The 18,789-nt window shown below is 69.6% G+C and carries 14 protein-coding genes; 7 read left to right on the forward strand and 7 right to left on the reverse strand.

What is annotated here, in order from left to right; translation table 11 throughout:
• Positions 1-14: 14 nt before the first annotated feature.
• Positions 15-314, reverse strand: a complete 300-nt coding sequence (locus MNO14_RS11245; protein ID WP_241943827.1) for a hypothetical protein — start codon at positions 312-314, stop codon at positions 15-17.
• Between the two features lie 281 nt (positions 315-595).
• Here MNO14_RS11245 and parE point away from each other — a divergent pair, with 281 nt between their 5' ends.
• Positions 596-2,485 carry a DNA topoisomerase IV subunit B gene (gene parE, locus MNO14_RS11250; protein WP_241943828.1) on the forward strand — a complete coding sequence of 630 codons (1,890 nt, stop codon included), beginning with the start codon at positions 596-598 and terminating at the stop codon, positions 2,483-2,485.
• Between the two features lie 58 nt (positions 2,486-2,543).
• Positions 2,544-3,461 carry an AEC family transporter gene (locus MNO14_RS11255; RefSeq protein WP_241943829.1) on the forward strand — a complete coding sequence of 306 codons (918 nt, stop codon included), beginning with the start codon at positions 2,544-2,546 and terminating at the stop codon, positions 3,459-3,461.
• A 15-nt stretch (positions 3,462-3,476) separates the two neighbouring features.
• On the opposite strand, the gene mdtD is transcribed toward MNO14_RS11255, so the two are convergent.
• From mdtD to MNO14_RS11270, 3 genes are read right to left on the reverse strand one after another with little or no spacing between them, the layout of a single operon-like run.
• Entirely contained in the window at positions 3,477-4,886 is a 1,410-nt protein-coding gene (mdtD, locus tag MNO14_RS11260) for a multidrug transporter subunit MdtD (protein WP_241943830.1), read from the reverse strand.
• Between the two features lie 43 nt (positions 4,887-4,929).
• A complete protein-coding gene (gene hutG / locus MNO14_RS11265) occupies positions 4,930-5,733 on the reverse strand; it encodes an N-formylglutamate deformylase (RefSeq protein ID WP_241943831.1) in 804 nt (267 codons plus the stop codon).
• A 38-nt stretch (positions 5,734-5,771) separates the two neighbouring features.
• A complete protein-coding gene (locus MNO14_RS11270; RefSeq protein ID WP_241943832.1) occupies positions 5,772-8,540 on the reverse strand; it encodes a TonB-dependent receptor in 2,769 nt (922 codons plus the stop codon).
• 359 nt (positions 8,541-8,899) lie between these two features.
• On the opposite strand from MNO14_RS11270, the gene MNO14_RS11275 reads away from it, so the two are divergent.
• From MNO14_RS11275 to MNO14_RS11295, 5 genes are all read left to right on the forward strand, one after another.
• Positions 8,900-9,994 carry a LacI family DNA-binding transcriptional regulator gene (locus MNO14_RS11275; RefSeq protein ID WP_241943833.1) on the forward strand — a complete coding sequence of 365 codons (1,095 nt, stop codon included), beginning with the start codon at positions 8,900-8,902 and terminating at the stop codon, positions 9,992-9,994.
• The gene (locus MNO14_RS11280) at positions 9,991-13,350 is read left to right on the forward strand and encodes a GH92 family glycosyl hydrolase (protein WP_241943834.1); all 3,360 of its coding nucleotides are present in this window, start codon (positions 9,991-9,993) and stop codon (positions 13,348-13,350) included. The genes MNO14_RS11275 and MNO14_RS11280 overlap by 4 nt, the downstream gene beginning before the upstream one ends.
• Positions 13,347-14,045, forward strand: a complete 699-nt coding sequence (locus MNO14_RS11285; protein ID WP_241943835.1) for a basic secretory family protein — start codon at positions 13,347-13,349, stop codon at positions 14,043-14,045. Before MNO14_RS11280 ends, MNO14_RS11285 begins: the two co-directional genes overlap by 4 nt.
• A gap of 118 nt (positions 14,046-14,163) precedes the next feature.
• A complete protein-coding gene (locus MNO14_RS11290; RefSeq protein ID WP_241943836.1) occupies positions 14,164-14,394 on the forward strand; it encodes a hypothetical protein in 231 nt (76 codons plus the stop codon).
• Positions 14,391-14,879, forward strand: coding sequence for a TA system VapC family ribonuclease toxin (locus MNO14_RS11295; protein WP_241943837.1), 489 nt, complete (start codon positions 14,391-14,393; stop codon positions 14,877-14,879). Before MNO14_RS11290 ends, MNO14_RS11295 begins: the two co-directional genes overlap by 4 nt.
• A 20-nt stretch (positions 14,880-14,899) precedes the next feature.
• Here MNO14_RS11295 and gorA read toward each other — a convergent pair whose 3' ends face one another.
• Genes gorA through MNO14_RS11310 form a run of 3 tightly spaced genes read right to left on the reverse strand, consistent with a single transcriptional unit; the run spans position 14,900 to position 18,758 of the window.
• Positions 14,900-16,279 carry a glutathione-disulfide reductase gene (gene gorA / locus MNO14_RS11300; protein WP_241943838.1) on the reverse strand — a complete coding sequence of 460 codons (1,380 nt, stop codon included), beginning with the start codon at positions 16,277-16,279 and terminating at the stop codon, positions 14,900-14,902.
• Positions 16,276-17,523: an FAD-dependent oxidoreductase gene (locus tag MNO14_RS11305; protein WP_241943839.1), complete on the reverse strand. Its 1,248-nt coding sequence runs from the start codon at positions 17,521-17,523 to the stop codon at positions 16,276-16,278. Before MNO14_RS11305 ends, gorA begins: the two co-directional genes overlap by 4 nt.
• The gene (locus MNO14_RS11310) at positions 17,520-18,758 is read right to left on the reverse strand and encodes a DUF418 domain-containing protein (RefSeq protein ID WP_241943840.1); all 1,239 of its coding nucleotides are present in this window, start codon (positions 18,756-18,758) and stop codon (positions 17,520-17,522) included. Before MNO14_RS11310 ends, MNO14_RS11305 begins: the two co-directional genes overlap by 4 nt.
• Between the last annotated feature and the right edge of the window lie 31 nt (positions 18,759-18,789).

An 18,789-nucleotide genomic window follows, 5' to 3' on the forward strand; every position in this document is an offset into this window, starting at 1 on the left:
TGGGCCCGCGCGCATCAGGCCGGATCGTTGTCCTGATCGGTGGTGCGCTCGGTCTGGGCGTCGGCGGCGGCAGCTTCGGCCTCGGCCTGCGCATCCTGGGCCTCGTTGACGGCGTCGGCCGCATAGGTCTCCGACGCTGCGCTCTCGGCGGCCTGGGCGGCGGCCTCGGCGGTCTGCGCGTCCTGTTCGGCCTGCTGCGCCGCGACCTCTGCCTGGCGGACCTGCTGTTGGACGTCCTGGGCATCCTGCGCGAAGGCAGGGGCGGCGAAGGCGGTGGCAGCGGCGACAGCGAACAGCAGAGTGCGGGTCTTCATAGGTGGTTCTCCAATGCGGGATAGGTCCCGGTTGCGATACCTCGATGATGGGTGCGCCCTGGGGGCGCGGTGTGCCGGTTGGAAGCGGCGACGGGGTCCAACCTAGCCACGCGCAACCGGCCTCAAACTGAACAACCGGCCGCTTACATCGGCTGCACACCGGCTTAACGGATGCGAAAACGATTACATCGCGTCATGGCGCACTTGTGTGTCTTTCGCAGTCCGAATCGACGCCTGGGCAATTCCTTTACCATGCGCCGACCTCCCCGCAGCCTCACCGCATGAACAACCGCTACAACGCCGCCGACATCGAAGTGCTCTCGGGCCTGGACCCGGTCAAACGCCGCCCGGGCATGTACACCGACACCGCGCGCCCGAACCATCTGGCGCAGGAGGTCATCGACAACGCGGTCGACGAGGCGCTGGCCGGGCATGCACGCGGCATCGAAGTGCGGCTCTACGCCGACGGCAGCTGCGAGGTCGCCGACGACGGCCGTGGCATGCCGGTGGACATCCATCCTGAGGAGAAGATCCCGGGCGTGGAACTGATCCTCACGCGGCTGCACGCGGGCGGCAAGTTCAACAACCGCAACTACACCTTCAGCGGCGGCCTGCACGGCGTCGGCGTCAGTGTGGTCAATGCGCTCTCGACCCTGGTCGAGGTGCACATCAAGCGCGAAGGCAGCGAGCATCGCATCACCTTCCGCGACGGCGACCGCGCCACGCCGCTGGAAGTGGTCGGCAGCGTCGGCCGCAAGAACACCGGCACGCGCGTGCGCTTCTGGCCCGATCCGAAGTACTTCGACTCGCCCAAGTTCAGCGTGCGGGCGCTGCGCCATCTGCTGCGCGCCAAGGCGGTGCTCTGCCCTGGCCTGCGCGTCACCTTGCACGACGAGGTCAGCGGCGAGCGCGACGAGTGGTACTACGAGGACGGCCTGCGCGATTACCTGCGCGGCGCGCTCGAAGGGCGCGAGCTGCTGCCGCCCGACCTGTTCGTTGGCGGACTGGGCCGCGAGACCGAGACCGTCGACTGGGCGGTCGCGTGGCTGCCCGAGGGCGAGCTGGTCCAGGAAAGCTACGTCAACCTGATCCCGACCGCGCAGCACGGCACCCACGTCAACGGCCTGCGCACCGGCTTCACCGACGCGCTGCGCGAGTTCTGCGATTTCCGCAGCCTGTTGCCGCGCGGGGTCAAGCTCGCGCCCGAGGATGTCTGGGACCGTGTCGCGTTCGTGCTGTCGCTGAAGATGACCGACCCGCAGTTCAGCGGCCAGACCAAGGAACGCCTCTCTTCTCGGCAGGCGGCCGGCTTCATTGAGGGGGCCGCGCATGATGCGTTCTCGCTGTGGCTCAACCAGCATGTCGACCTGGGCGAGCGGATCGCGCAGTTGGCGATCGAGCGCGCGAGCGCGCGGCTGAAGACCGAGAAGCAGATCGTCCGCAAGAAGGTCACCCAGGGCCCTGCCCTGCCCGGCAAGCTGGCCGACTGCATCAGCCAGGACCTCTCGCGCACCGAACTGTTCCTCGTCGAGGGTGACTCGGCGGGTGGCAGCGCCAAGCAGGCGCGCGACAAGGATTTCCAGGCGATCCTGCCGCTGCGCGGCAAGATCCTCAATACCTGGGAGGTGGCCAGCACCACCGTGCTCGGCTCGGAGGAAGTGCACAACCTCGCGGTCGCGATCGGCTGCGACCCGGGCAAGGACGACATCGCCGGGCTGCGCTACGGCAAGGTCGTGATCCTGGCCGACGCCGACTCCGATGGCCTGCACATCGCCACGCTGCTCAGTGCGCTGTTCCTGCGGCATTTCCCGGCGCTGGTCGCGGCCGGCCATGTATTCGTCGCGATGCCGCCGCTGTTCCGCGTCGACGTCGGCAAGCAGGTGTTCTATGCGCTCGACGAGGAAGAGAAGCGCCTGCTGCTGGAGAAGATCGCGCGCGAGAAGCTCAAGGGCCAGGTCAACGTCACCCGCTTCAAGGGCCTGGGCGAAATGAATCCCTCGCAGTTGCGCGAATCGGCGATCCATCCCGATACCCGGCGCCTGGTGCAGTTGACCGTGGACGACGACCTGGAAACGCGCTCGCTGATCGATATGTTGTTGGCGAAGAAGCGGGCCGGAGATCGGAAGGCGTGGTTGGAGACCAAGGGCGATCTGGCAACACTGGAAGTCTGACGGCGACTCGACAGAACTGCTGCATGCCTAGGCCGGTCGCCACGCCGCGGTGGTCCCAGTGATCGCCCATACCATCCCGGTTGTGCTCGTGGTGCTGCTCGGCGTGTGGTTGCGGCGTTCGCCGCGCACGCCCGAGGGCTTCTTCCCGGCGATCGAGTGGTTCACGTTCTATGTCGCATTTCCAGCGCTGTTGTTCGTCAATACCGCGCAATTGGTGGTCTCGGCGGTGCAGTTGCGCGACCTGGCCGCGGCCACGCTGCTGCCGACGTTGCTGTTCGCCGCCGCCGTCGCGCTGGCGCTGCGGCTGGCCCGTGGCCTGCCCGATGCCAGCCGGTCCTCGGTGATCCAAGGCGCGACCCGGCCGAGCACCTACTTCGGTCTGTCGGTCGCCGCGGTCGTGTTCGAGCGCGATACTGCCGCGCTGGTGATGCTGGCGCTGGCGATCTGCCTGCCGGCGGTCAACGTGATCGCGGTGGTGGCGCTGACCCGTTGGAGCGAACGGCCGGCAAGTCCAGGGCGGGTCGCGCGCGCCTTGGCCGGCAATCCGATCATCATTGCGACCGCCGTCGGCGCAGCGGTCAATCTCTCCGGGCTGCCACTGCCGGCCGCGCTCACCCATGGCCTGGAGATTCTGGGCGGCGCGGCGCTCGCGCTCGGCCTGGTCTGCGTCGGCGGCGGCCTGGTGTTCGAATGGTCGGCCTCCCGCCCGGCGGCGATGGCCACGACCTCGGCACTCAAACTGCTGGCGCTGCCGCTGGTCGCAGTGCTCGCCTGCCGGTTGCTCGGCGCCAGCGAGGGGGTAACGGCCGCCAGTTGCTTCTATGCCGCGCTGCCGACGGCGTCCAACGCCTACATCATGGCGCGCCAGATGGGCGGCGATGCGCCGCTGATGGCCGCGCTGATCACGTTGCAGACTCTGCTGGCTGTGGTCACGGTGCCGCTGGCGATGCACCTGCCGGCCTGGCTCACGGGTTGACCCGCGGGGGCGGCCTCAGCCCTGATCGGCCTGGCCGACAGCCTGCTCGGGAATGCGCCGTGTGCGGCCGAGCTGGGCGAAGATCCCGGCCGAGACCAGGGTCAGCGCGCCGACGCAAACGAACGTCCAGCGGAATGCGGCGATGACCGGCTCGCCGCCGCCCGACTCGCCGAAGGCGGCCAGCAGGCCGCCGGCGGTCGCGACCCCCAGGCTCATCGCCAGCATCATCACCATCGACAGCAGGCTGTTGCCAGCGCTGGCGTGCTCGCCGTCAAGGTCGCGCAGCGTCAAGGTGTTCATCGCGGTGAACTGCAGCGAGTTGACCGCGCCAAAGCACGCGAACTGGACGATCTGCAGCCACAGCGGCTGGCCCGGCTGCACCAGCGCGAAGCTCGCCATCGCCAGCCCGGTCAGCACGGTGTTGACCACCAGCACCCGGCGGTAGCCGAAGCGCTGCACCAGCGGCACCACAATGCGCTTGGAGAACATGCCCGCGACCACGACCGGGATCATCATCATGCCCGCACGCGCCGGTGGCACGCCCAGGCCGACCTGCAGCAGCAACGGGATCAGATACGGCATGCCGCCGCTGCCCAGCCGCGCGAACAGATTGCCGAGCACGCCAACGCTGAAGGCCCGCACCCGGAACAGCGACAGCGGGAACAGCGGCGCCGGCGTGCGCGCGGCGTGCAGCCAATAAGCGACCAGCGCACCGAGGCCGGCGACCAGCACCACCACCAGCGCCGCGCCACGGGCGGTGTGCCCCGACAGCGCGTCGACCGACAGCGACACCGCCGCCATGCCGAAGGCCAGCAGGCCGTAACCGAGCAGATCGAAGCGTGACACCGATGCGCGCAGGTCGGGCATCAGCCGGAGCGCGGCCAGCGCGCCGGCCACGCCCAGCGGCAGGTTGATCAGGAAGATCCAGTGCCAGCTCGCGACCTCGACCAGCCAGCCACCGAGCGACGGCCCGATCAGCGGCCCGATCAGGCCCGGCACGGTGACAAAGGTCATCGCGGCGAGGAACTCGGTGCGCGGCACCGTGCGCAACACCGTGAGCCGGCCGATCGGCAGCAGCATGGCGCCGCCCACGCCCTGCAGCACGCGCGAGGCGACCAGCACGTGCAACGTCTGCGACAGCGCACAGGCCAGCGAGCCCAAGGTGAAGACGACGATCGCCGCCAGGAACACGCGCCGGGTCCCAAAACGATCGGCCAACCAGCCCGAGGCCGGGATCAGCACCGCGACCGTCAGCGCATAGGCCACCACCACCGCCTGCATCCGCAGCGGCGACTGATCGAGACTGGCGGCCATGGCCGGCAGTGCAGTGTTGACGATCGTGGTGTCCAGCATCTGCATGAACACCGCCGCCGCGACCAGCCATAGCATGGGCCGGTGGGGGCGCAGGACATCGGGTCGCTTCATGGCGGGCAGCATGGGGCCTCCGGCGTCACGGCTCCGCCAAGCGTCAGCCGGTCCGGCTCCCCTGTGCGTGGGCAATCGCAGTCTGGAGCAGGCGCTGCAGGAGCGGCTGCAGCGCCGCGGCACGGGCCGCGTCCCAGGCGAAGCTGGCCTCGTCCATGTAGCACCGCTGGCTGATCTCCAGTTGGACCGCCTCGATGCCGTCGTCGGGCGCGGCGTAGTGCCGGGTGATGTAGCCGCCGCGGAAGCGGCCGTTGGCGACCCACTCGTAGTCCGACTGGCCCTCGAGCAATCCAGCGATCCGCGCTTCGAGCGCCAGGCTGCAACTGGTGCCGGCAGCGGTGCCGAGGTTGAGATCGGGCAGGCGCCCCTCGAACAGGAACGGCAGGGTGCCGCGGATCGAGTGGCCCTCCCACAGCACCACGCGCCGGTGGCGGGCGCGCAGGCGAGCGAGCTCGTCGCGCAAGGCCGCGTGGTAGGGCCGCCAGTAGCGGTCGACCCGCGCCGCGATCTCGGCCGCGTCCGGCGCGGCCCCCTCCAGGTAGACCGGCCCGCCGTCGAAGCGCACCTGCGGACACAGCCCGGTGGTGTTCTGCCCCGGATACAGCGAGGTGTCGTCCTCGGGGCGGTTGAGGTCGATCACATAGCGCGAGTAACGCGGCACCAGGATCGAGGCGCCGAGCCCGCGCGCGAAAGCGTACAACCTGGACACGTGCCAGTCGGTGTCCGGCACGGTCCGGGCTTCGGGGGTGAGTCGCTGTGCGAGGTCGTCGGGCAGCCGAGTGCCGTCGTGCGGCAGGCTGACCAGCAGCGGCGCGGTGCCGCGATGGAGTTCGAGGATATCGGCCATGGCCCATTGTAGGGCCCCCGCGCCGCCGCCATCGCGCGCTAGAGATCCATCGACCATTCCATCTGCAGCGAACGCCCCAGGGCGTTGTAGAGCCCGCGGTCGTAGAACGGCCAGTTGCCATTGGTGCGGTCCAGTGGCGGCTTGCGGTTGGCGATGTTGTTGACCGAGAACAGCACCCCGTAACGCTCGCCGAAGCGGTAGGAGACGCTACCGTTGAATGTCGTCCACGGCCCGATGTCGCGGGCGCTACCGGCCGCGTTCCAACTGCGCGCATTGCGCACGCCCCACAGCGTCGCGGCCAGCGGGCCGCGATTCCAGGCGACGCTAGCGGTGGTGCGGTGCTGGAGTTCGTTGGAGTTGGCGCAGCACAGCAGATCCTCGACCGGGTCGTCGGCCTGCGGCTGGCGGTCGTGGCTGAGCGTGCGGTAGTAGCCCAGATCGAAGTCGAAATCACCGACGCTGCCGGCACTCCAGCGGTAGCGTGCCGCCGCCTGCACGCCGGTCTGGCGCTGGCGCGCCAGGTTGATGGGATAGGTGCGGACCTCGGCGACGCCGTTGGGGTCGACGGGATCGCTGTCCGGGCGTCGCTGGACCTGGCCGATCACGTCGCGACAGGTCGGCGAGTCGATGTCGTAACGGGTCTGCCCGTTCTCCGACACACCCAGCCGGCAGTTGGCCTCCAACTCCAGGATGTCGGCGATGCCCAGCAGTTCGACCTCGTCCTCGATCTCGATCGCGTTGTAGTCGAGCGACATCGTCAGCGCGTTGCCTGGCGTCGACCACACCACGCCGTAGGTGAACGTGCGCGCGGTGATGTCGCGCAGGTCACGGTTGCCCTGCCCCAGATGCCGGGTGGACTGGTCGGCCTGCGGACAGGCGTCATAGTCGTCAACGCCGTAGCCCGCCTGCCGGCAGCGGTAGTAGTCGGTGGTGGTGGTGAACCCGCTGGTCTCCGACGCGTAGAGGTAGAACATGTCCGGCGAGCGGAACGCGGTGGCGTAGCTGCCGCGCAGCAGCAGGGTGTCGAAGGGGCGGAACTCCAGCCCGGCTTTCCAGGTCGGCTTGCCGTTGCCGCCACCACCGTCGAGCGCGTACTTGTCGTAGCGCCCCGACAGGTTGATGTCGAAATTGCCGGTCACCGGCAGCTGGAACTCGACGCCGGCTGCGTAGAGGTCGCGCTCGCCACGGGCGATCGTGCCGCCGCCGGCGTTACGGAACAGATCGCGCGCATCGGCCGACTGCGAGCGGTTGGAGAAGCGCTCGCGCTGGCCCTGCACGATCGCCGCAAAGCCCACGGGCCCGGCGGGCAGCGTGAACAGCTCGGCATGGGTGAGCAGCGCCGTGCCGCCCTGGTTCCAGGCGGTGGACTTGGCGCGATTGATAGCGCTCCAGGCGTCGTACTGCTCGGGCGTGATCGGCCGATACAGCGCCGCCTCGTCGGGGGCATGGATCGGATACCCGGCGGCGTCCACCCCCAGCTTCGGCCCGAGGTAGTGGTCGTCGACGCCGTTGCGGGCGAGGAAGTCCGTCGCCTTGCGGATGGCGCCGGTGCCCGAGCGGTTGAGATACACGTCGTAGTCGAAACCGCTATCGCCCAGTGTGCCGCGCACGCCGGCCGCGACGTTGTAGCTACGGGTGTAGACGCGCTGGTCCTTGGCATGCAGGCCCACTTCCTCAGGCGCGAAGATGCGCTGCCACTGCTCGTAGCGACCGGTGGTCTGGTTGTAGAAGCTCTGGTTCCACGACGGGCTGCCGCCGGTGTACGTCGGCCGGCTGTAGCTGAGCAACACATCGGTGTAGAACTCCGCGTTCTCGCCGAGCGCACGGCGCAGGAACAGGCTGCCGCTGGCGCTCTCCGATTCGCTGAGCAGCGAAGCGGTGCCGACATTGCGCAGGCTGCCGCAGTAGCGGCCGCCCCCCGCAATGTCGCGCAGCGCGTACTCGGTGCTGCCACCGTAGAGATACGACAGCGGCGCGCAGGTCGCCGCGCCGGGGTCGATGTAGCCCGTTGCACCGACGGTCAGATCCTGGCGCAGGAACGTGCGCGCCGGATCGACCGGGCCGGTCGGATTGTCGGCAGCGCTGTCGGTGGCATCGCGCTCGAAGGCGTAGATCGGCTTCTGCGTTTCGTACTGCAGACCGTAGCTGATGTCCCAACCCGCGAACGCATGGCCGGCACTGAGCTGCAGCCGGTGGTTCTCGCCTCCGCCGTCGCTGTAGCCGCCGACGCGATAGCGCGCATGTACGCCCTCGATGCGGTCCTTGAGCACGATGTTGACCACGCCGGCGATCGCCGCCGAGCCGTAGACCGACGATTGCCCGCCGGTCAGGATATCGACCCGCTCGACCATGCCCATCGGGATGTTGGCGATGTCGACGATGCTGGTGTTGCCGTTGTAACCGAGCGGGTAGCTGTTGACGGGCCGACCGTTGATCAGCGTGAGCGTGTAACTCGGCGACAGGCCGAACAGGCTCACGGTCTTGGCACCGGGTGTATAGGTCCCGGTACTCTGCGCGTCCTGGACCGGCCCGCTGGACTGCGGCAACGCGCGCAACGCGTCGAACAGATTGGTGAATCCCTGCTGCTCCATCTGCTCGGCAGTGATCGTGGTGACCGGCGACGGCCCTTCGATCTGCGCACGTGGAATCAACGAACCGGTGACCCGGATCGCGTCGATGTCGGTAGGTTGGCCGCTGGGCCGGGCGGCCTCCGGCGGTTCGGCAGGCGACGGTGCAGGCGTTTGTGCGGACACGCTGCCCGACACCAGTGCCGCGGCGATCAACATCGACAAGGGACTGCTGCGCATCTGATCTCTCCCATCAGGACGTAAGGCACGCCCGGCGTGCGCGCCGGCGTGTCGTGGCACCGCAGTGCCGGGTTGTTCGCATCTCGCCCGCCCCGGACGCTGAAACGCATCGGCAGCGAGCACTCGGACGGACGACATCGCCCCCTCGGCATCGTCCTGCGAATCGATTTAATCGTTTCAAAGTTCGGTGTCAACGCTGCACTGCGGCAAGGGCGTCGCGACCCGAGATGGGCGACCGTCGCGCTTCGCCTGGAAACAAGCTGCGCCAAGCGGCATCGTTCCCAAGGGATGTTGCAGCGCGGTTTGCCAAGCGCCCGGATTTTCTGCAGGATCGGCGTAATCCTTAAAACGATCCAGTCATGACCCGATCCGAAACGCGTCGACGGGTGACCCTGGCGGACATCGCACGCGCCTGCGGCGTGTCGCCTGCGACTGTGTCCCTGGTGCTCAGCGGCAGTCCGGTAGTCGCAGCCCGGACCCGGCAACGGGTCGAAGCGGAGATCCGCCGCCAGGGCTACGTCTACAACCGCAGCGCCGCAAACCTGCGCCGGAAGATCTCCACCAGCGTCGCGTTGGTGGTCAACGACCTGTCGAACCCCTTCGTCGCGGAATTCGCCGCCGGCGTGGACGAAGCGCTGGCCGGCGCGGGCTGTGTGATGTTGCTGGGCAGCAGCGGCGAATCGGTCGAGCGTCAGCGCGCAGTGCTGGCGTCACTGATCGAGCATGGTCCGGCCGGCGTCATCCTGACGCCCGCGGACGGCACGCGCGCCGACGATCTGCGGCCCGTCGTCGGCCTGCACACCCCCTTGCTGTTGTTCAACCGCGAGGTCGCAGACGGGGACTGGGACTATCTGGGCGCCGACAACGCGACCGGTGCGCGCCTGGCGACCGAGCACCTGCTCGCACAGGGCCACCGGCGTATCGCGTTCTTCGGCGGCAGCCGCACATCGAGTTCGTTCCGCCAACGCGCCGACGGCTACCGCGCTGCGCTGACCGACGCCGGCATCGCGCTCGAGCCGCAGTGGATCGTCGAATGCCCACCCACGCGGATCGCAGCGAGTCTGGCGACCGCGGCGCTGTTCGCGCGCGATCCCGCGCCGACCGCCGTGGTGGCCTACAACGACGGCGTGGCCTTCGGGCTGATGATGGGCCTGCGGGCGCGCAACATCGCCCCGGGCCGCGACTTCGCGATCACCGGCTTCGACGACACACCCGAGGCCTGCGCCCAGGTGCCGGCGCTGACGACACTGGCCACCGGCCCGCGCGCGCTCGGGCGCCAGGCGGTGGACATCGTGCTCGAGCGCGGACGCGCGCCCGATGCGCCCCGACGCACGACGATCGCGCCGGTGCATCTGGTCGAGCGCGACAGTTCGCTGACCTACGCGCATACATCTGCCGGACAGCCCACCGGCACGGCGCGTCCCCGCACACGCGATCGGAGCTCTCCGGCATGACCCGACACCTCTCGACGCGCACGCTGCTGGCGTGCGCGCTCGCCGCCGCCTTCGTGCTCCCCGCGCAGGCGCAAGACGCGCCCGGCTTCGCCAGTTCGTTCGAATCCGGAGACCCCGAGCCGGCGATGGAGGCGACTGGCGCACTCGCCGTGCGCGTGGGCAATGGCCCCGAGGCGCCCTACGCCGCGCGTGTCGGCGCTGGCTACAGCGGTCTGCGGGCATTGCGCTACGAGGCCACGGCACCTGGTCGTCAGCGGCTGTTCGACGTCGACATCGCCGTCGAGCCCGACACCGAACTGTCGTGGCTGGTGCTGCCGGAGATCGTCGACGGCGATACGGACGCATCGACCTGGGTCTCGCTAGATCTGCTGTTCGACGACGGCAGCCGGCTGTCGGTCAGCGATGCGCGCGATCAGCACGGGGTCGGGGTTGGCGCAGGTGCACAGGGCGCATCGAAGTCGCTGTACCCGCAGCAGTGGGCGCGCAAGGCCGTGCGCCTGGGCGACGTGACCGGATTGCGCGGCCGGCGCGTGGTCGCGATCGAACTCGACGTGCAACCGCCGGGCGGCACCGTCGCGCGCGGCTGGATCGACGACATCGCGCTGGCGCAGGTGCCGCGCCAGACGCGGGCGCATCCCAGCGACTGGGCACTGACCACGCGCGGTACCCAGTCCAACGGCCGGTTCTCGCGCGGTAACAACTTTCCTGCGACCGCGGTGCCGCACGGCTTCAATTTCTGGACGCCAGTGACCGATGCGGGGGTGCTGAACTGGCTCTATCGCTGGAACGAGCAGAACGACGCGGCCAACCGGCCGCGACTGCAGGCGCTGGCGCTCAGCCACCAGACCAGTCCTTGGATGGGCGACCGTCAGACCTTCCAATTCATGCCCTCGAGCGATCGCGGCGTACCCGAAGCGGACCGTCAAGCACGTGCACTGGCGTTCGACCGCAAGACCGAGACCGCGCGGCCGCACCTGTACCGGGTGCGCTTCGACAACGGCATCGTGGCAGCACTGGCGCCGACCGACCACGCGGCGGTGTTCGAGTTCGCGTTTCCCGGCGACGGCGATGCGAATCTGCTCTTCGACAACGTCGATGCGCGTGGCGGGCTGCAACTCGATGCCGCGACCGGGACATTGACCGGCTACACCGATGTGCGCAGCGGCCTGTCCACCGGCGCGACGCGCATGTTCGTGGTCGCCCGCTTCGATACGCCCTGGCGCGCCAGCGGGACTCTCGACACCGGCCGGCCGACCGGCTACGTCAAGTTCGATGTCGACGGCGCGCGCACCGTGCGCATGTATGTCGCGACCTCGCTGATCTCGGTCGATCAGGCCTGGCACAACCTCGCTTTGGAGATGGACGCGCGCGACACCGTCGCCAGCGTATCGGAGCGCGCCCGGGCACGATGGGACGCGCTGCTGGGGCGCTTCGAGGTCGACGGCGCCAGCGACGACCAGCGCACGACGCTCTACTCCAATCTGTATCGGCTGTTCCTGTATCCCAACAGCGGCGCGGAAAACGCCGGCGACGCAACACAGCCCGACTGGCGCTATGCCAGCCAGATGAGCAGCGCCGACGACAATGCCGAGGGCAACGCCCGGCGTACCTTCGCGCCGGTGCGCGACGGCCGGATCGTGATCAACAACGGGCTGTGGGACACCTTCCGCACCGCATGGCCGGCCTACGCGCTGTTCGCGTCAGACGACGCCGGCACGCTCGTCGATGGCTTCCTCGAGCAGTACCGCGCCGGCGGCTGGCTGGCGCGCTGGTCGTCGCCCGGTTACGCCGACCTGATGGTCGGCACCAGCACCGATGTCGCCTTCGCCGATGCCTGGCGCAAGGGCGTTACCGGGTTCGATCCGGTGCTGGCCTACGAGGCCGCGCTCAAGAACGCGACCGTGGTCCCGCCCAGCCGTCACGTCGGCCGCAAGGGCATGGCCGAGGCTACCTTCCGCGGTTACGCCGATACCCGCGTGTCCGAGGGCATGTCGTGGACGATGGAGGGGGCGCTCAACGACTTCGGCATTGCCGGGATGGCGCAGGCGCTGGCCGAACACGCCGACACGCCGCAGGCCCGCCGCTACGACGAGGAAGCCGAGTATTTCCGCTACCGCGCGGCCGCCTATGCGCACCTGTTCGACCGGCAGGCCGGCTTCTTCCAGGGCCGCGATGCCGGCGGCGGGTGGCGCGTGCCGTCGGCGCAGTACGACCCGCGCGTCTGGGGCCACGACTACACCGAGTCCAACGGCTGGACGTTCGCGTTCACCGCGCCGCACGACGGCAACGGCCTGGCCGCGCTCTACGGCGGCCGCGAGGCCCTGGCAGCGAAGCTCGACGCGTTCTTCGCCACGCCCGAGACGGCGGACCCGACGCTGGTCGGTTCCTACGGCGGCGTGATTCACGAAATGACCGAGGCGCGCGACGTACGCCTGGGCATGTACGCGCACAGCAACCAGCCCGCGCACCACATTCCATGGATGTATCTCTATGCCGGGCAGCCCTGGAAGACCCAGCGCATCGTGCGCGAGGTGCTTTCGCGGCTGTACCTGGGCAGCGAGATCGGCCAGGGCTACCCGGGCGACGAGGACAACGGCGAGATGTCGGCCTGGTATCTGTTCGCCTCGCTCGGCCTGTACCCGCTGCGCATGGGCGCACCCGAGTATGTGATCGGGTCGCCGCTGTTCGAACGCGCCCGCGTGCAACTGGGCGAAGGCCGGACGCTGGAGATCCGCGCGATCGACAACGCGCCGGACCATGTCTACGTGCAATCGCTGACCGTCAACGGCCGGCCCTGGCACCGCACGTGGATTCCGCACGAGGTCATCGCGGCCGGTGCCACGCTGGAGTTCCGCATGGGGCCCGAACCCTCGACCTGGGGCAGCCGACCGGAAGACACGCCGCCCTCGCTGACCCCCGAGGGCCGGGCGCCGACGACGCTCACCGACCTCACGGTCGCGGGCGCGCGCGCCACGGTCGCCGGCGACGAAGCAGGTGTGCTGATCGACGACGACGCCACCAGCGGCCTGTGGCTGCGTGGCGACGACACCGCGGTCGAGATCGCGCTGCCGCAGCCCGGCCGCGCGCACTTCTACACGCTGACCTCCGGCGAGCGCACGATCCGCGACGCCGACTGGACGCTCGAAGGGCGTCGTGGCGGCGGCCCGTGGCGCACGATCGACACCCGTCGTGCCCAGACCTTCGAGTGGGCGCGCCAGACGCGTCCGTTCCGCATCGAGACGCCTGGCGACTTCGACGCCTACCGCGTGCGCTTCTCGGCGCCCGGTCGCCTGCAGTTGGCGGAACTCGAACTGCTCGCCCCCTTTACCCCCGTCCCGCTGGAGACCCGCCGATGACCCGACCTGCCCGTCTGCTGCCGCTGCTGTGCCTGCTGCCGCTCGCCACCGCTGCGGCGACGGAGACCACGATCGAGCGCGACGGCGTGACGCTCGTCTACCGCGACGCGACCGATGCGCTCGATGCCGGCATGCGCGAGCGCATCGTCGAAACGTTCTTCTCGACCTACGCGCGCCAGCGCGCGGACTTCAACCCCGCCGCGGCCAATGCCGTCGACATCATCATCGACCCGGACTACGACGGCGTCGCGTTCGTCGACAACAAGGGGCAGGCGACGATGACGATCAACCCGGCCTGGCTCGTCGAGCGCCCCGGCGATGTCGATCTGGTGACCCACGAGGCCATGCACATCGTCCAGTCCTATCCCGGCTACGGCGACGGCGCGCCGGTGTGGCTGACCGAAGGGATCGCCGATTACGCCCGCGACCGCTACGGCCTCGACAACGCCGCCAGTGGCTGGGCGCTGCCCGAGGCCATCGCCGACGACCACCGGTACGACACCGGCTACCGGGTCAGCGGTGCATTCCTCAAATGGGCCGACACTGCGCACCCAGGTCTGGTGCGCAAGCTCGATGCCGCGCTTCGGGCGGGGGCCTACACGCCGGACACCTGGGCTGCGCTGACCGGCGAGACGGTCGAAGCGACCTGGGCCCGATATGCGCAGGCGCGTGCCGGCGGGCAGAAGGGGGAGTAGTCACCCGCGTCCTACAGGCATCCGACGATACGAGATCGGCGCACGACGGTGCCTCGCCCTGCTTTGCAGAATGATGCGCGATGCGCGATGCTTGATGCAGTTCCTCTGGAGTGCCCCCATGCGCACGACTCTTTCGCTCGACGACGATGTCCTCGCCGCGGCCCGCGCGTTGGCCCAGGCGCAAGGCCGAAGCCTCGGTGAGGTGGTGTCCGACTTGGTCCGCAAGGGTCTGACGCCGGCCACGCCGCCACCGCGTTATCGCAACGGGATTCCGCTGCTGCCGGCCCGGCCCGGCGCCGAGCGGGCGACGCTCGAGCTGGTGAACCGGCTGCGCGACGAGGCCCCGTGACCGGGGCCCGTCACCGGGTGGCGGAACGCGCGCCCGGCTGGCCACCAGGCGCGCCGGTCCACCTGCTCGACGTCAATGTGCTGCTGGCGTTGCTCGATCCTCTCCACGCACACCACGACCGCGCCCACGATTGGTTCGCGCAGGAAGGCGCACGAGGCTGGGCCTCGTGCCCGATCACCCAGAACGGTGCGCTGCGGATCATGTCCAACCCGCGCTATTCCAACCCGGCCGAGTCGGTCACCGAGGCCGCGCAGGTGCTGGCCGGCCTGTGCGCGCATCCGGGGCATCGGTTCTGGCCCGATGCACTGAGCCTGCTCGACGCAACGCACGTCGCGCACGACCGGCTATTGACCTCGGGCCAGGTCACCGATACCTATCTGCTGGCGCTCGCTGTGCAGATGGGCGGTCGCCTGGCCAGCTTCGATCGCCGCTTGGTGGTCGACGCGGTCCGCGGTGGTGCACAGGCGCTGCACCTGTTGCCCTAAACAGCCGAGCTGCGCACCGGTCAGCGCATCAGCACCACTTCCTCGGCGCTGGTGGGATGGATGGCGACGGTGTCGTGGAAGTCGTCCAGCGTGGCGCCCATCTTCAGCGCGACGGCGAAGCCCTGCAGGATCTCGTCGGCGGCGTCGCCGAGCAGGTGCAAGCCGACCACGCGACGTGCCTCGCCCACGCAGATCAGCTTGAACAGGCTGCACTGCGAGGTGTCGGCCAGCGCCTCGATCATCGGGCGGAAGCGGCTGGTGTACACGTGCACGTCGTCGCCATGTCGCTCGCGCGCCAGGGCTTCGGTCAGGCCGACCATCGCCAGCGGTGGATGCGAGAAGATCGCACTGGGCACGTTCTGCGCATCGAGGCGCGCATCGGGCCGACCGCCGAACAGGCGGTCGCATAGCCGGCGCGCGGCCGCGATCGCGACCGGCGTGAGCGCCGGACCGCATCCGCAGATATCGCCCACCGCATGCACGCCCGGCGCGGGCGTGTCCTGGAAGGCATCGACCGGCAGGTGGCCCTGCGGGTCGGGCACGATGCCGACGCGCTCCAGGCCCAGGTCATCGGTGTTGGGCCGCCGCCCGGTCGCGAACAGGACCTGGTCGTAGTCCGCCAGCCGCTGATCGCCATCGGTCTCGATCGCGATCCGCCCGTCGGTCTGGCGGTGCAGCGCCTGCGAGGCCGCGCCCAGGTGCAGCACGATCCCCTGCTGGCTGTAGTTGTCCTGCAACTGGGCGACCAGTTCGGGCTCGGCCTGACGCAGCAACCGGCCGTCGCGCACGACCAGATCCACCTGGCTGCCCAACGCCTGCAACACGCCGGCGAGTTCGACCGCGACGTAGCCGCCACCCACAATCGCCACGCGCGCCGGCGCCTGCGTCCAGTGGAAGAAATCGTCCGACACCACGCCCAACGACGCACCGGGAATCTGCGGCACGATCGGACGCGATCCGGTCGCGAGCACGATGTGGGGCGCGCGCAGCAACGCGCCATCGGCCGTCTCCACCGCGCCCTCCCCCGCCAGCCGGCCGCGCGTGGGGAGCAGCAGTACGCCGTCGCGATCGAGCCGCCGACGATAGCTGGCGTGGATGCCGTGGATGTAGCGCTGGCGGTCGGTCAGAAAGCATGGCCAATCGAAGGTCGCGCGGCCGTCGCGCGGCAGATCGTAGCCCAGTCGTGCGGCGTGGCCGATGCGCAAGCCCAGATCGGCCGCCAGCCACATCGCCTTCTTGGGCACGCAGCCGGCGTTGACGCAGGTGCCGCCCAGGTTCCCCGGCTCCAGCAGCGCGACTCGCCGGCCGTACTCGGCGGCGCGGAAGGCCGCGGCGAGCCCGCCCGAGCCGCCACCAACGACGATCAGATCGAATGCCAGCGCATCGCCGGACGCGCTCATGCAAACCTCGACGGCGCAAAGGGGGCCGGGTCGAATCCGGGCGAGCGTCCGCAAATCAGGTCGCGGATCAGATGGGCAGTGGCGACACTCATGCTGATGCCGAGCATGCCATGCCCCGTCGCCATCCAGATGTGACGATGCCCCGGCGCGGCCCCGATCAGGGGCAGGTCGTCGACACAGACCGGGCGCAGGCCGGTCCACGTGTCCTCGCGCGGAGGCGCCGCCGGCAGATGCAGATACTCGCCGGCCGCCTGTTCGATCGCATCGATCCGCACCCGATTGAGGCTGTGGTCGTAGCCGGCAAACTCCATCGTGCCGCCCAGCCGCAGGCCGGCGTCCCAGACCGTCACGAACACGCTGCGCTCGTGCAATACCATCGACCGCTGCGGCGCGGACGCCGGGCGTGCGTACGTCATCGAGTAGCCCTTGCCTGGTTGCACCGGCACACGCAGCCGCAGCCCGCGTGCCACACCGGGCGACCACGCACCGGCGGCCAGTAGCAGGTCGCGACCGACGAAGTCGCCACGCGAGGTCGCCACATGCACGCCCTCGGCGGTCTCCTCGGCCGACAGCACCGCGCAGTGCTCCTCCAGCGTGCCGCCCGCCGCGCGGAACGCCGCGGCCAGCCCGGCGACATACGCATCGGGCCGCAGGCGCGCGTCGCCCGGAAAGCGCACGATGCCGGCGACCCCCTCACGCAGCGCCGGTTCCTCGCGCAGCGCGCGCGGGCCGTCGATCTGCTCCAGCGCAAGACCCAGCTCGCGCAGTATGCGCGCCTCGTCCGCGAAGGCCTCGAACTGCGCACGGTCGCGGTAGACGTAATCGATCCCGGTCGCTGCGAACTCGCACTCGATGCCATGATCGGCCAGCCAGTCTGGGAATGCCGCGCGCGACGCCTGCAGGATCGCGGCCCGCGCTCGCGTGGCGTGCTGCCAGTCGCGGCGGTTGCAACGCAGCGCGAACCCCGCCAGCCATGCCCACAGCGCGGGATCGAAACGTGGGGCGATGCGCAGCGGTGCGTCGCCGGCGAACATCCAGCGCAACGCACGCGCGATCGCACCCGGCGCCGCCAACGGTGCGGCATGACTGGGCGTGATCGTGCCGCAGTTGCCGTGCGAGCTGCCACAGCCCGCGGTGCCCGCCTCGAGCACCCGCACCCGACGTCCGGCTTCGACCAGCGCCAACCCACAAGCGAGGCCGACCGCACCGCCGCCGACGATCAGCACGTCGTCGCGAGCGTTCATGCCACCTGGTACGCGCGCCGCCACGCCGGCCGATGACCATAGGTCGCCCAGCGCCACAGCCATTCCACAGGTCCGTGCCGATGCCGCGCCAGCCAGACAGGACTGATCGCAAGCTGCAGCGCGAACACCACCAACACCACGCCGGTCTGCGCCGCGCGCCCGAGGTCGCCCCACAGGCCGGCGCCGTAGCCGTAGAACAGCAACGAACACACCAGCGATTGCGCAAGGTAATGCGTCAACGCCATGCGGCCGGCCGGCGCGAAGACGCGCAGCGTCCGCTGCCCGGACGCCGATGTCCAGGCCAGCACCAGCAATGCGACATAGGCCAGCGACATCGGCAGCGAGCCGAGCAGCATCAAGCCCGTCGACAGCGCGGCGCGTGGTGCGAGCGGACTGTCGAACGACGTGCCCAGCCCCACGCCCAAAGCCGTGAACAGCACCGCGGGCGGCGTCACCCAGGCCAGCAGCCACCACCAGAAGGCGCGGTGCCTGGCGGGTGCACGCAGCCAGCCGCCGCGCAGCAACCAACTGCCGACCAGGAAGACGCCCGCGATCATCGGCACCTGGAACAGCTGGCTTTGCAGGCCCAGCTGAAGGTAATCGGACACACGACGCTGGGCGATCTCAGCGAAGCTGCCGTTGGGGTAGATGCGCTCGGCGGCCTCGCGACCCGACGCGAGGGCGTCGGCAAGATCGGCCAGCATCGCGTCAGGCGCCAGCGCCAGCAGCGCGGCGTTCGCCAGATAGAACGCCCCGACCCCGCCATACAGCATCAGCCCGACGGCGAGTTGCCAGCGCGGCGCGATCTCGCGCGTCGCCAGCAGCAACAGCCCGGCGATCGCATAGCTGTGCAGGATGTCGCCCCACCACATCAGCGCGATGTGCAGCAGGCCGAAAGCCAGCAGCACCGCCTGACGGCGCAGGACCACCGGCGCAATCGGATGCCCCGAGGCGGCGATGCGTTCGCTCATCAGCACAAAGCCCATGCCGAACAGCAGCGAGAACATCGTCCAGAACTTGCCGGCGATGAAGACATGGACGCCCCAGGCAACCGCCCAGTCCAGACCAGTGGCCTCAGGCGGGATACCCGCGCCCATCTCCTGCGCCGGCCGCGAGAACCCTTCGATGTTCATCGCGAACACGCCCAGCAGCGCAACGCCGCGCAGGGCATCGAGGATCTCCAGCCGCTCGGCAGCGGGCACCGGGCCCAGCACGGCGTGCCGTGGCGCACTCATCGCATGTCCCCCGATCGACCGATCCGGCCCG

This window comes from Luteimonas sp. S4-F44, assembly GCF_022637415.1.
In the GTDB taxonomy this organism is placed as follows: Bacteria; Pseudomonadota; Gammaproteobacteria; order Xanthomonadales; family Xanthomonadaceae; genus Luteimonas.

Bases quoted from the DNA above. Each gene is read 5' to 3' on its own strand.
- MNO14_RS11245 (WP_241943827.1), bottom strand. From the start codon at position 314: ATGAAGACCCGCACTCTGCTGTTCGCTGTCGCCGCTGCCACCGCCTTC.
- parE (WP_241943828.1), top strand. From the start codon at position 596: ATGAACAACCGCTACAACGCCGCCGACATCGAAGTGCTCTCGGGCCTG.
- mdtD (WP_241943830.1), bottom strand. From the start codon at position 4,886: ATGAAGCGACCCGATGTCCTGCGCCCCCACCGGCCCATGCTATGGCTG.
- hutG (WP_241943831.1), bottom strand. From the start codon at position 5,733: ATGGCCGATATCCTCGAACTCCATCGCGGCACCGCGCCGCTGCTGGTC.
- MNO14_RS11270 (WP_241943832.1), bottom strand. From the start codon at position 8,540: ATGCGCAGCAGTCCCTTGTCGATGTTGATCGCCGCGGCACTGGTGTCG.
- MNO14_RS11275 (WP_241943833.1), top strand. From the start codon at position 8,900: ATGACCCGATCCGAAACGCGTCGACGGGTGACCCTGGCGGACATCGCA.
- MNO14_RS11280 (WP_241943834.1), top strand. From the start codon at position 9,991: ATGACCCGACACCTCTCGACGCGCACGCTGCTGGCGTGCGCGCTCGCC.
- MNO14_RS11285 (WP_241943835.1), top strand. From the start codon at position 13,347: ATGACCCGACCTGCCCGTCTGCTGCCGCTGCTGTGCCTGCTGCCGCTC.
- MNO14_RS11290 (WP_241943836.1), top strand. From the start codon at position 14,164: ATGCGCACGACTCTTTCGCTCGACGACGATGTCCTCGCCGCGGCCCGC.
- gorA (WP_241943838.1), bottom strand. From the start codon at position 16,279: ATGAGCGCGTCCGGCGATGCGCTGGCATTCGATCTGATCGTCGTTGGT.
- MNO14_RS11305 (WP_241943839.1), bottom strand. From the start codon at position 17,523: ATGAACGCTCGCGACGACGTGCTGATCGTCGGCGGCGGTGCGGTCGGC.
- MNO14_RS11310 (WP_241943840.1), bottom strand. From the start codon at position 18,758: ATGAGTGCGCCACGGCACGCCGTGCTGGGCCCGGTGCCCGCTGCCGAG.